Origin of the sequence: Rhodohalobacter barkolensis (genome assembly GCF_002834295.1) — a bacterium.
GTDB classification, from domain to species: Bacteria; Bacteroidota; Rhodothermia; order Balneolales; family Balneolaceae; genus Rhodohalobacter; species Rhodohalobacter barkolensis.
In genome coordinates, this window is sequence record NZ_PISP01000002.1 from 363,461 (window position 1) to 376,521 (window position 13,061).

At 38.8% G+C, this 13,061-nt stretch carries 12 protein-coding genes and 1 tRNA gene; 8 read left to right on the plus strand and 5 right to left on the minus strand.

The window, feature by feature from the left end; translation table 11 throughout:
• The first annotated feature begins 10 nt into the window (after positions 1-10).
• A complete protein-coding gene (locus CWD77_RS09240) occupies positions 11-1,522 on the plus strand; it encodes a M20/M25/M40 family metallo-hydrolase (RefSeq protein WP_101073275.1) in 1,512 nt (503 codons plus the stop codon).
• Positions 1,523-1,762: 240 nt separating this feature from the next.
• Positions 1,763-2,449, plus strand: coding sequence for an alpha/beta fold hydrolase (locus CWD77_RS09245; protein ID WP_101073276.1), 687 nt, complete (start codon positions 1,763-1,765; stop codon positions 2,447-2,449).
• 3 nt (positions 2,450-2,452) lie between these two features.
• On the opposite strand, the gene CWD77_RS09250 is transcribed toward CWD77_RS09245, so the two are convergent.
• Positions 2,453-3,715: an MgtC/SapB family protein gene (locus tag CWD77_RS09250; protein ID WP_101073277.1), complete on the minus strand. Its 1,263-nt coding sequence runs from the start codon at positions 3,713-3,715 to the stop codon at positions 2,453-2,455.
• Positions 3,716-3,901: 186 nt separating this feature from the next.
• Here CWD77_RS09250 and CWD77_RS09255 point away from each other — a divergent pair.
• From CWD77_RS09255 to CWD77_RS09280, 5 genes are all read left to right on the plus strand, one after another.
• A tRNA-Arg gene (locus CWD77_RS09255) sits at positions 3,902-3,975 on the plus strand.
• A 257-nt stretch (positions 3,976-4,232) separates the two neighbouring features.
• On the plus strand, positions 4,233-5,408 hold the full coding sequence (locus CWD77_RS09265) for a tyrosine-type recombinase/integrase (RefSeq protein ID WP_101073279.1): 1,176 nt from the start codon (positions 4,233-4,235) through the stop codon (positions 5,406-5,408).
• Between the two features lie 63 nt (positions 5,409-5,471).
• Entirely contained in the window at positions 5,472-5,804 is a 333-nt protein-coding gene (locus tag CWD77_RS09270; RefSeq protein WP_101073280.1) for a helix-turn-helix domain-containing protein, read from the plus strand.
• A gap of 3 nt (positions 5,805-5,807) precedes the next feature.
• On the plus strand, positions 5,808-7,388 hold the full coding sequence (locus tag CWD77_RS09275) for a DNA methyltransferase (protein ID WP_101073281.1): 1,581 nt from the start codon (positions 5,808-5,810) through the stop codon (positions 7,386-7,388).
• A gap of 24 nt (positions 7,389-7,412) precedes the next feature.
• Positions 7,413-8,468, plus strand: coding sequence for a TdeIII family type II restriction endonuclease (locus CWD77_RS09280; RefSeq protein ID WP_101073282.1), 1,056 nt, complete (start codon positions 7,413-7,415; stop codon positions 8,466-8,468).
• A gap of 34 nt (positions 8,469-8,502) precedes the next feature.
• Here CWD77_RS09280 and CWD77_RS09285 read toward each other — a convergent pair whose 3' ends face one another.
• Entirely contained in the window at positions 8,503-10,188 is a 1,686-nt protein-coding gene (locus tag CWD77_RS09285; RefSeq protein ID WP_101073283.1) for an ATP-binding protein, read from the minus strand.
• Positions 10,189-10,983: 795 nt separating this feature from the next.
• On the opposite strand from CWD77_RS09285, the gene CWD77_RS09290 reads away from it, so the two are divergent.
• Positions 10,984-11,703, plus strand: a complete 720-nt coding sequence (locus tag CWD77_RS09290) for a hypothetical protein (protein ID WP_101073284.1) — start codon at positions 10,984-10,986, stop codon at positions 11,701-11,703.
• A 239-nt stretch (positions 11,704-11,942) separates the two neighbouring features.
• Here CWD77_RS09290 and CWD77_RS09295 read toward each other — a convergent pair whose 3' ends face one another.
• The 3 genes from CWD77_RS09295 to CWD77_RS09305 are packed head-to-tail and all read right to left on the minus strand — an operon-like array spanning position 11,943 to position 13,035.
• A complete protein-coding gene (locus CWD77_RS09295; RefSeq protein ID WP_101073285.1) occupies positions 11,943-12,173 on the minus strand; it encodes a hypothetical protein in 231 nt (76 codons plus the stop codon).
• A gap of 17 nt (positions 12,174-12,190) precedes the next feature.
• On the minus strand, positions 12,191-12,697 hold the full coding sequence (locus CWD77_RS09300; protein WP_101073286.1) for a hypothetical protein: 507 nt from the start codon (positions 12,695-12,697) through the stop codon (positions 12,191-12,193).
• Positions 12,694-13,035 carry a hypothetical protein gene (locus CWD77_RS09305; RefSeq protein ID WP_101073287.1) on the minus strand — a complete coding sequence of 114 codons (342 nt, stop codon included), beginning with the start codon at positions 13,033-13,035 and terminating at the stop codon, positions 12,694-12,696. Before CWD77_RS09305 ends, CWD77_RS09300 begins: the two co-directional genes overlap by 4 nt.
• Between the last annotated feature and the right edge of the window lie 26 nt (positions 13,036-13,061).

The following is a 13,061-nucleotide window of genomic DNA, read 5'->3' on the forward strand; positions in this document are numbered from 1 at the left end:
ATACTATGGGATGGACTATATGAAAAAGAGAAGCCATCTAATTTCGCTTACCATTATAATGGGTTTGCTTATCCTCATAGCAGTTATCGTTGTGATTCGCACTGCTATGTTTCCTACAGGAATTGCAGGTGAAGACGTTAAGCCTGACATTGCCGAACGCCTGCAATCAATCAACGAGCGGCTTACTGCCCGTAGGATTGGTGAGGCAGTGAGTTTTCCAACAGTGATATATGATACCGGTCCCGCAGATTCTTCCGCTTTTCTTCGGCTGCATACCTGGTTGGAAGAAACCTATACGACCGCGCATCAGGTTATGGAACGGGAGGTTGTCAATGAACTGTCCCTTCTCTATCGATGGCCCGGACAAACGGAATGTCCTGCAATTGGATTTGTAAGCCATCTTGATGTGGTGCCGGTTGAAGAAGAGACTGAGGGAGAATGGACTTATCCTCCTTTCGAAGGTGTAGTAGCGGATGGTTTTGTTTGGGGGCGAGGTGCAATTGATACCAAGGACAACTTGATCGCGGCGATGGAAGCGGTGGAGCGGATGGCCACACGCGGTTTCAACCCGGCTTGTGATGTCTACCTTCTTTTTGGCCACGATGAGGAGACCGGTGGGGAAAACGGAGCCGCCGCAATGGCTCGGCTTTTGAAAAGTCGCGGTGTTCACTTCGCTTGGCTTCTTGATGAGGGTGGCGGATTGGGACCAGATTGGTCGGGCCGAGTAGATCCGCCCCAGGCCAGCGTTGGTGTCAGCCATCAGGGCCATGCAACACTGAAATTGATGGCGAAGGCTGAAGGTGGACACAGCGCTTCAGGTGTGGAGAAAACAGCCATTACGCAACTGACTACAGCATTGGCAGCCGTTGCAGAGTCACCTATGCCCGGTGGTATTGAAGGAGTTGCGAGAGAGGGTTTGATTCGTAAAGCAGCCGGTGGAAAGCTGCACCACCGGATTATGGCAGCAAATCTCTGGCTGTTTGAGCCTGTTGCCGAGCACATTTTGGAATCCAGTCCGGGCACCCGCGGACAAATACGCACTACTATAGCGCCTACAGTTATTGAGGGAGGTTTCAAGGTAAATGTGTTGCCACAACAAGCTACGGCCTTAATCAGTGCACGCTTGCACTTCCGGGACGCTCCTGAAGACGTTTTAGATCATATCCGGAAAATTACTGAACCTTATGAAGTGAATGTTGAGTTAATAGATCCTACTTTCCCGGCAAGTTCACCAACCTCCAGTGACAGCCCTGCTTTTCTTGAACTGGAAAATGTACTCCGTGAGGTTCACGGGCCTTTGCGTGTTGTTCCTGTTTTTATGTCCGGAGCCACCGACTCCCGCTTCTACGCTGATATTGCGGGATCTCTATTCAACCATGAGGGGATATTGTGGGGTATAAATGCAAGCAGAGGACATCACAACACTGACGAGCGTCTCACAACAAAATACCTGCCTCACGCCGTACTGATGCATGAGATGCTGATTGAAAGGCATGGGAACCTGGATGATAAGTATAGGTAAGGACATCAGCGGAAATTTTCAGATAGAATATTAAAAAATCCGGCAAGCAAAACTTTTATTTTGATTCCTTCCTTACATGAAAGCCTTGTAAGCAATTGAATTACATTGCTTTTATATTTTGAACTGGCAAATATGATCCGCAAACTTTTCTGTCAGCATTGATTGAAATTAAGTCACTTCAAATTCTCTTCTTTTTTGGCTAACCTTAGCGCAAATCAAATATCAATCCAGAAGAGAACAATGAACTCAATCATTTTACTGCACGGAGCCCTTGGAACATCCGATCAACTGAAACCCATTGCTGAACGTCTTGACCTTGAACAATCGATTCATCTGATGAACTTTGAAGGTCACGGCAGCGAATCCACACCGGATCGCCCTTTCCGCATGGAGCATTTTGTGGAGAATGTGATCGATTTTATGGATCAACATGCAATAGAAAAAGCAGATTTTTTCGGGTACAGCATGGGTGGGTATGTGGCCATGATGCTGGCAAAAGATCATCCCGGGAAAGTTGGAAAGGTTGCAACATTGGGTACGGTTTTGAAGTGGAGTTCTGAAGTGGCAGAGCGGGAAGTGAAATTTCTGAATCCGGATAAAATCAGGGAGAAGGTCCCTGCATTTGCGGCAGAGCTGGAAAATCGTCACCCGGCCGGATGGGAGAATGTTGCAGCGAAGACAAAAGATCTGTTGCTCGATCTGGGGAAGAACCCACGCATTTCTGATTCGGAGTGGAGCTCAATCAGTCATAAGGTTCGTATACACACCGGCGACCGGGATGCCACCGCAGGCATTGGGCAGAGTCTGGATGTTTGCAAAAAGCTGCCAAACGGAGAACTTATGGTGCTGCCGGATACACCTCATCCTATTGAGAGGGCTAATCTAAACCTGCTGATTAGTTCATTGAATGATTTTCTAACCCGATAGAACTCAAAACCAAAGCATATACATAGCAAGCAGGAAACCGGGTGTAACGGCAGTGATCAGCAGCAAAATAAGTGTGATACTTTTTTTGATGCCGACATAAAATGAGAAGATAAAACCTTTGACCAGCGTGTTTGTGATGGAAGCCAGGATAATTCCCATCACGGCGACTTCTTCCTTTAAATCTTCAGCCGACATCTTTGACAGTGATAGAGTGATTGCATCTACATCCATCAGTCCGGATATGACAGAGAGAGCGTAGACACCCTGATCCCCAAACCACTCCTGCATTCCCTCAGAGAGAACAAGAATAGCTCCCAGTAACAGTCCGAACTGTATGGCAGTTTTTAGCTGAAAGGGATTTTTGAGCTTGATGGGTGAGGATTCTTCCGTGTGAATTTTAAACCGCCAAAGCCATAGGCCGGCAAAAATCAGTCCGGCAAACATCAAACTGATGGGAAGCCAAAGTTGATCGAGCAGCTGATAGTTAACCACGCTGACCTCAATCAGGACTCGAATAAACATAATGGAAGAAGCCAGCAGCACTCCGGCCATAAAGATAAACGTTGTTTTACTCTTCTTGGCAAATTGTGCCAGACTGATGGTGACAGCCGTAGAAGATGCGAGTCCGCCCGCAAAGGATGTGAGCAAAGTCCCAAGATTTTTACCGGCTATTTTGATGGCTACATAACCCACAAATGAGAGTCCGCTGATGAGGACGATCATCCACCAGACCCAATAGGGATTAAAAGCTTCCCAGGGTCCATATCCTTCATTTGGCAGCAACGGTAGAAGCACAACGGAGATCACCAACAGCTTGGTCCATGCGTAGATTTCCTTGCGGTTGATATTTCGCAGCCACCGGTGGAGTGTGGGTTTATATCCTAATAGTGCCGTAACGACAACCGTAGCGCCCAGTGCGGGTAGCTCATACCCAAACACGGACCAGGCAGACAGTGCAAAAACAAGCATGAGGGTAAATGCCGTAGTGGCTCCGACATCCTCATCTCTTTTCACATCCATGATGTGAGCTGCAATAATCATTGCCGTTACAGCCAGAAAAGCTGCGGCCATTACCCATTCGTGAATTTCAAGAGCCAGTAATCCCCAGACACCACCTAAGAGCCCCACAACTGAGAAAGTGCGGATACCGGCCATTCGATCCCCTTCTTCCTCTTTGCGCTCACTCCAGCCCCGCTCGATACCAATCAGAAGGCCAATGGATAGAGCAACCAAAAGTGAAAGTGATATATCGTGAAGTTCCTGCATGCGAGTTATTTATATATTGTAACTCTTGGTAATTTAACGATAATTATGGAATTGATGTTTCCTGTTCAGAAATGAGGGGCAGATAAACTTTACAAAATTGGTTGAAACTTACGGGCAAAGCTCCCTATATTTGGGGTCTGTTATAAATACGATTTTAAAGTCGTAAGACAGATTTTTTACTGAAATGCACCCGTAGCTCAACTGGATAGAGTACCTGACTACGAATCAGGCGGTTAGAGGTTCGAATCCTCTCGGGTGTACAACTAAAAATATGGCCGTAGATGTGTTAAAAAAACGCATCTACGGCCTTTTTTTGTACGTTTTCTTACATTTTGTAAGGGAACAGAGGGGAACAAAATTCGCAAATCTCTTCCCTTCAATTCCCAACTTTGGGGGTCACTTTGGGGGTCACTTTGGGGGTCAATTTCTGATTCTGGGGGTCAGTTTGGGGGTCACTTTGGGGGCCAACAATCAGGTATATGTACCCTTCATTTTTTAATCATTATGGAGGAGCATTATGGCTTACTTAAAAAAACGCGGAAAAATCTACTATGCTAAATGGCATAAATCAGAAAATGGCAAAAGTTTTTCAGTGCAAAAATCTCTGAAAACACGTCACAAAGATGTTGCAGAAAAAATGATTCGAGAACTTAATAAACTTGAATCATTAGGAAAGATCGATCCATTAGCGCGAAGTTTTGATCCAATCAGAGAACTTAAGAAGCTTGAGAAGCCACACCATGTAAGTTGCAAAACCGTTCGGGAAGCTGCCGACCGGTTTCTTGCAACCAAGGAACACAAATCGAAGGCTACGAAGGAAGCGTATCAATGGGCTATCGATCATTTTATTGATCACAACAATCTTGTTAAAGCAGATCCTCTCGATATCACAGCAAGACATTTTGAGGAGATCATTTTTAAGCCGGGAATTAAGACAAATACCCGGCACTACTATTTCAGACACTTCCGAGCGTGGTGGAACTGGATGCTGAGGAAGAAATTTGTTGACGAGAATCTGTTTGAGCAAATCCGGCCCGATATGCCCGAGAAGCGGGAGAATACCCGGCCTAAGATGATTTCAGTAGAAGAGCTGCAGAAACTCTTTAAAGCGTATGACAAACACTATGAAAAGGTTTCGAAACGTGATGATTTCTGCTTTATGAAAGCGCAGCACTGGTTCAAACCGTTGATGATGGTCTATTTTTATGCCGGACTCCGCCGGAATGAAGCGGCTTATGATCCCAACCTGGAATACTCCGGACTGAAAGGGGAGAATCTGATTTATGAGAATGGAGAGTTGAGCTATATTTATCTACCGCCAACCAAGGGCAGGAAGGAGCGACAGATCCCAATCATCCAGGAGTTGAAAGAGAGCCTGGAAGAGTATTTGAAACTCCGGGGAAAAGTAAAGCGCAAAGAGTACGTATTTGTCTATCTCGGCGGGGCACATGCCGGACGGCCGGTAACCGGTGAACGTGCTTATAAACTCTTTAAGGACTTTTTGGATGACGCTGATTTACCAAGCTCCAGAACCATTCACGGAATGAGGCACCAGGCTGTTACCACATGGATAGAGAAGGGATTTCACACAGCAGAGGCCGGTTATATGGCCGGGCACTCTTCACAGCGTGTAACGGAAAAATACACGCATTTAACGGCGAAGAGGTTGAAGGAAAAGATGGATTCTCTATAAAAATAATTTTGGAATAACTTTCACCTGTATTACTTTGACACAAATTGTCCTGAAAATTTTGTCATGAAATTTAAATCAACATTCGGCGCCGTCATTAGGGAGATGAGAAAACAGAGAAACTTACCTATAAGGAAAGTAGCGGCTGTTCTAGATATTGATCCATCAACGTTGAGCAAGATTGAGAGAAATGAACGATCAGCAAATAAAGTTATGGTACTTAAGCTCGCTGAATTGTTTGAAATTGACTCAGACGAATTATTAGTGTCATTTTTAAGTGACAAAATTGCAAACGAATTATTCGAAGAAGAAAATACAGAAGAAGTTTTAAAAGTAGCTGAAGAAAAAATTGAGTATTTAAAAAGTAAAAATATTAAGCAAGGTAATCTAAATTTTTAAATTATGTCAGAACTACTAACTATCAAAGAAGCTAGTAAATGGGCTTCAAAATTTTTGGAGAAGGACGTTACTACTTCCAATATTTCATACTTAATCCAGTATGGTCGCGTCCCTAAAGTTGGAGACAACGGGAATACATTAGTTTCTAAAGAAGATTTAAAAAAGTATTACAAGGAAAATGGCGATTTAAAAGAGAAAGAATGGAAGAAAAAATTAGGCGATGACTTAAACTGGGCTTTATCGTTTTCAGAATACAAAGAATCAGAAACGACAAAACATGTTCATCGTTTACATCCCTATAAAGGGAAATTTATACCACAGCTTGTGGAGTATTTTATAGATGACCATACAGATAAGTTTAAAAAGGATGTTTTTTTTAAACCAGGTGATGTAATATTAGATCCTTTTTGTGGCTCAGGCACAACTTTGGTTCAAGCAAATGAATTAGGAATGCATGCTGTAGGAATTGATGTTTCCTTATTTAATGCTCTTATAAGTAATTCAAAAGTTAGCAAATATGATCTAATTGATATTAAAAAAACAGCTGACAGGATTACTCAAGATTTAAAAGAGTTTTTATCAGATAGAAATAATATTGAGTTTGAAAGCAAGCTTTTAGATGAACTCAAGAGTTTTAACGATCAACACTTTCCTTCTCCTGAATTCAAGAGAAAAGCCAGAAATGGAGAAATTGATGAAAAGAAATATGGAAAGGAAAAAGAGAAGCAATTTTTACCAATTTATCATAAGCTCATTGAAGAGTATGATATTCAATTGTTACAAAAGGATAACCAGGGGTTTCTTGATAAATGGTACCTCCAAGTTGTAAGAGATGAGATTGAGTTTGTATTTCAAAAATTAAAAGAGGTTGAAAATCCAAGAACCAAAGAGATACTCAGTATAGTATTAAGCCGTACAATTCGATCCTGTAGAGCTACTACTCATTCAGATTTGGGTACCTTGAAGAAGCCTCAGCTTACTACGTACTATTGCAAGAAGCACGGTAAAATCTGTAAACCACTTTTTTCAATTTTAAGTTGGTGGAAAAGATATTCTAAAGATACAGTAAAGCGTCTATCGCAATTTGATGATTTGAGGACTGATACATTACAAAAATGTTTAACAGGTGACAGTAGAACGATAAATATTGTTACTTCCCTGAGTGAGAAAAGTCCAGATTTAGCAAAAATCGTAAAAGAAAAAAAAATTGATGGTATATTTTCAAGCCCACCTTACGTCGGTTTGATAGATTATCATGAACAACACGCATATGCATACGATCTTTTTGGATTTGAAAGAAAGGATGAATTAGAAATTGGTCCTCTCTACAAAGGTAAAGGACAAGAGGCAAGAGATTCGTATGTGGAGGGTATTGCTGCTGTTTTAAATAATTGTAAGAAATATCTTAAAGAGGACTACGATATATTCTTAGTGGCAAATGATAAGAACAATCTCTATCCTGAAATTGCTGAAAAGGCCGGCATGAAAATTGTTAATCAATATAAAAGACCTGTATTGAATCGAGTTGAAAAAAACCGATCAGCTTATGCTGAAATAATTTTTCATCTAAAAAGTCTCAATTAAGAGAAGGTTTTTAAAAAAATATCTATGGATAACGTAAAAAAAGAAAAGATTGCTATTGAGGTAATTCGAACTCTTGCAGGTAGGTTTGACTCTTTTCCTGAGAATTCAGATTCAAATAGGAATGCACCTTTTCATAAAGCTTTCTTAAATGCATTTAAAGATAATTTTAAGGAACTAGAGAAAGGTACTCCATATTTTATTTCTTTAAGCAGCTGGTTGCATGGTTTAAATACAACTTTAGGACAATCATTTTTTGAAAAGGTTGCACATATTTTATCTGACGGTGAAAAAAGGTCATTTACAGGTGATGATAGATTGCCTATTTCAAAGTATCAGACTGAGACTATTTCAGATATTATTACTGATTTAAAAAACAAAGAAAAAACACCTTCTTTAGTTGATGAGAATGATTTGATATTTCAGAAGTACCAAAATAGTGATGGTAAACCCGTTGATTTCACAGCTGATGTTTTTTATCAAATAGATAACAAGGTTGTATGTATAGAATTGAAATCTGTGAAACCTAACGCTGGAGAGATAAGAGGTGAAAAAAGGAAAATACTAGAAGGAAAAGCATCACTTTGTAAGCTTTATAAAGACAAAGATATTAAGTTTTATTTTGGATTTCCTTTTGATCCAACAGGTGAGTCAGATTATGATTACGATGTGCAAAGATTTTTAAATCATGTAATTGATGGTAATAAGTATTTAGATAGAGAAGAGGTGTTATTAGGACCAGCTTTATGGGATTATTTATCAGGTGAAGAAAATACCATGCAAGAGCTCATTTCAATTATAAATGATATAGCAAAACCTGATTTTAAAAAAAAGCTGAGAAAGTTAAACGAAGATGTGTTGTATTTAAATTTTGAAAATGATGAATATGATCGCTTATTGAAACAATGGCATTTATACAGAGAAGCACAATTTCGAAATGAAAAAAATGTCAAGAAAGTACAATCTTCTACTAATACCAAAATTAGAAAGAAATTTAATCAACAAAGATTTAAGACTGGTTCAACGAATTACGGAGAGTATAATGAGTCCAGAATTCATGAATTATTAGACTTTATTGATTAAATATTCTTTGCAGGCTATAAATTTCGGTGAATTTTTATAGCATCGATTTAATGTCAATGACAAAAATGGGTGGTATTAATCCAGATAGTATAATTTGATGAGTTGAATTTGGAAATATTTTATTACCACCTAAAACGCTCTTGTTAATTTTTTCAACATCAAGATTTCTGTTCTTCATAGCTTGTATATCTTCTTCGTTGACGTCATAACAAACAATTACATCAATTTCATTAAACATTTTCTGTTCATCACTAAAATCTTTGAGGACATTTCTTAGCTTTGATTTGAATTCAATAACAACCTTTTTCTTACCCCATTTTGCATATAAATCATATTTATTTCTATAACCGCTTACAAGTGGAGTAATTTCAGTGATAATTTCTCTACCTATTAACTCATAGAATATTGCAGCAACGCTAGCTTCTTGATGTCTAGGAGTTTTCTGGAAACGTGTATTTTCAGAGTTTAGATCCAACATATCTTCGATATCGGCGAAGGTTTCTTCTTTGTCCCAATCAGTTTCAACAATTATGTCTCCAGAAATGTACTTAGCTAACTTTCTAAATTCAGAAAATATGCTTTTGGAATATTTTCTATAGATTCTTGCTTGTGCACCATGTATAGATTTTCTTCCGATATCAAAAGTTAGTTGTCTGTCTTCAAAAATTATAAATATTTGAGCCCAAGAACCCTGTGCACCAGTAATTGGATGATCTACAGAAACTCCAGTTGGCATACCTTTGACTGATGTATAAATCCCATTTTGAAAAACAGAATAGTAAAATTTTTCCATCCACTCATCATCTTCAAAATTTTCTTCTAACGCTAGATGATTGTGAATGGAAAGAAAATTCCAAACACTTCGTTTTGGTACAAGGCAGGCGTAATAATTAATAACCCTTCCCTTATGATCGAAACGGCCAATGTCGTATATAATCTTGTCTCTTAGTTTTCGCCGTTTATCGTTATCATCTCTATGAGCTTGATTTGCGTATTCTTTGTATTCTTCAAGTGAAATTTTAGTGTTTTTATCTAAACCATCAGTGGGTGCCCAATATTTGTAAGGTAGCTTAGTTGAATTTTCAATACCATTGATGTCAACATGTTCCAAGTTAATTGATAGTGATTCACCGTCATTCCAAAGTGTTTTAGTATTTCCTAGTGCAGTTTTTGTCCTTAAAACATACTGTAATTGGGCAAAGTTTAAATCAAATATGGGAGAACTTTTTACTTGACGTAATATAATTTCAGTTCCAGTAAAGTCTTCATCAATTTGATCAAATTCTAGCTTTAGCAACTCTTCATCAGTTCTAGATTTCCAGTTAAATGCATCAATAATGCTTCCAACGGAAGTAACTCCATCATATGTAGTTTTTATCCTGAAGTTGTTACAGGAAAATATCACAAATGTTAAACCAACTCCTTTTTCACCAATTAATTCTTCATTTAGATCCTTATTTGTTGAAAAAGGAGCCAATAATTTTGGGAGCTTATCCGAGTCAATACCGATTCCATTATCCCTAATAACAATAGTTTTATTTAAAGCATCAATTCGAATAAAGATTTCTGGACTGGATGGGTTTGCTTCTTTAATTGCGTCAATGGAATTTTGACATAGTTCAGCTATTATATCCCATTCGTGGTTATAACTATCGTCAATATCACGAATGCTTTTTCTAATTTGGTTAACACTTTGCTTTAAAAATTCAATCTTCTTCATAGTAAAATTTTTTGGTTTTCTATTAAATATAGTTGTAAAAAAGCTACTAAAGTATCGATAGGTATAAACTTGGAAGTTTAGAGAATTGAGGAATTAATTAAGTTTTACAAGAATATTCTATTCCTTTCTTTTTAACAAATACCTAGAGATGGCCTAAATTGAAGGATATATTCAAAGTAAAAATAGATCTAATCGAATCTCATTGGAGAATTATCAAAACAAATCAAGTAACAATTTTCCGAAAATAGGGAAGCTTATAACATAGATAATTTAATTAATGATTAAGATAGTCGCCGACAATGTGTTAATATTTTCAATTACCCAAAATGGATGCATTACAATGAATTAGTGCATATATGTAAGAGTCTCAAAATGTAAACAAAAAAGCCGGTTGGTAAGAACCGGCCTTTGGGGGTATGAATCATGTAATCTACCTGTCTTACATGTGAACTATAATATATTCATAAGGAACAGGGTTTTTAAATTCCTTACAGAAATAAATTGAATTTCTCTTGATTAAGGGGGATTGATAGTTGTTACTCATTTTTTGTTTGAATGAAATGGAAATGCATATTTAAAACAAAAAAACCGGTCGCTTCCGCAACCGGCTTTATCAAAGGGGAATAGGTTCATGTATTCTGCTCAAAATACATGAACCTATTCTGAACTAATTATATGGAACAGGATTTATAAAACCCTTACAGAAATTTATATTTTGAATAGAATAGATTAGTGAAATGAGCTAATCTACTTATTTTTAAATGCAGAAATTGAAACCTAAAAGTGTTTATTTATATGCGTTTTTTTATCACTGCGTTCGCAATTTTTTTAACATTTATATCTTTAATTAGTTGTAGTGATAATGCTGAGGTGTTGGAGCCTAAAACTTTTTCAAATATTGGGTACGCCGTTGAAGGTTCAGATCAAGAAATTGTTGTTACTTATCGTGATTTCAACAACAATGTTATTTCAGATACAACAAATGTGCCTTGGAAAAAGACTTTTGGCTCGTTGACGTTGGAACCGGATGAAGAGTTTCATGCACTCTTTTCTATTGAATCACTTAGTAATGAAGAAGAGGAGCTGGTATCGTTTATTATTAGTGATATACACGATTTTTATAGTGTAGCAGAAATGCAGTTTGGCAAAAATTTAAATGTATCATTAAGTAATAGGTTTATGAACCCCACTGATGGCGCGATTACTATTGCTTATGCAAATGGTGCTCCAACTCTATATTCAGTTGATGGATCTGATCAAAAGGTTGAGATAACTTATAGAGATATAACAAATGAAATTATTGTTGATACTTTAAATACACCTTGGGAGAAAAGACAATTTATTAACATTGATCCTGGGATGACTTTTGAAGCATTTTTGAAAGTACGTTCTTTAAGTGAGGATGTTGAGACTATTTCAGCTTCAATACGAGATATAAATGAAACTCAAACAGATGGTCTGGTAAATATTGAGTTAAACGCAAGTCTACCAAGTAGATACGAACTAAAAAACTAAATATGTCTACTATTTATTGATTCTCTCTTGATTAAGGCGTGGCGATGGATAGTCGCTATTCCTTTTTATTTAAAGTAGATGAACTGTTACCTAATTATTGAAATAAAATAGGCCGGTTAACAAAGGGGAGAACCGGCCTTAGGGGGTATGAAACATGTAATCTACCAGTCTTACATGTGAATCATAATGTATTTTTAAGAAACAGGATTTGTAAATTCCTTACAGAATTTTTTGAGATTTTAATCTTTCTGCTGTTTGATAATCTCTTTAAACTCCTTCGCAACTTGCAAATCCCCAGAGATCCAGAATACCAGGACGGTTGCGGCGACCATAATGGCATAGGTCATTTCACCGGTTCCAAGAAGTGTACCGGAACCGATCCCGATAGCTGTACCAATGGCACGGAGTGCTTTTCCGATTGGAGGTGTGGGCAAACTGATTCGTTTTGTAAGGCGTTTGATAAATTTCATGGCTGTTCAGATTTATTTTAGGTTTCAGTTTCCCCAACTGTCCGCGGCCGTACGATCAAAATGTGACCCAGGCCGGTAAAGCGGCAATCCATGTGTACCCAGGTTGGCGTATACTCCTTAGCTTCCAGCGTGGTCAATCCGGCGGCCATGAACTCTTTTTCGTGATCAAAAATGAAGGAGCGAACATCGTCTGCCGGAATCCATTTGTTTGAGGCTTTCAGCCTACACTTTACATCGGCGGCACTGCATAGCCCACCTTTATGGAAGCTCAATTCACTTCCCAGTTTTGTATCCGGGAATCGAAAACCGCTTTCGGTAAAATCGCCTCCCCAGAGCCAATCATTTATGATAATGGAGACCTCCTCACCGTAATGGCACGACAGAAATTCTTTTGTGAATTGCAGCAGTTTGAGCATAACCGGATTGATATGCCAAACGGATGCATTTCCACGCTTTTTGTAGAGTTCAGGTGGTACCAGCTCCCGGATATCAAAGCTTGGTGCACCATACTTTGCTAAATTCATGACCGTGAACGTGTATGAGTTTCGATAGATTCACGCAAACACTCTTCGAGTTCATCTACACCCTTTGTATGAAATTCCGGAGGTTCGATATCCAGCTTTTCACGGGAAATTTGAGCGAGCCAGGAGTAGAGCGCCCAATACCGGGCACGCCATGCGGATATCTGCTCCTCCAGTTTTGATTGTTTGGTTTCCAGGGAGTCGATCCGTTTGAGTATGCTCTCCTGGAAGGCTGTTCGCTCATCTGAACCGGTTTCGGTTTTTGTGGCAAAGTAGCTTAAAATACTACCTATAATTCCGCCGATAAGTGTTGCAATGATGGCTGTTACTTCAGTATTCATTGAACGGGGGTAATATATGTTCGAGG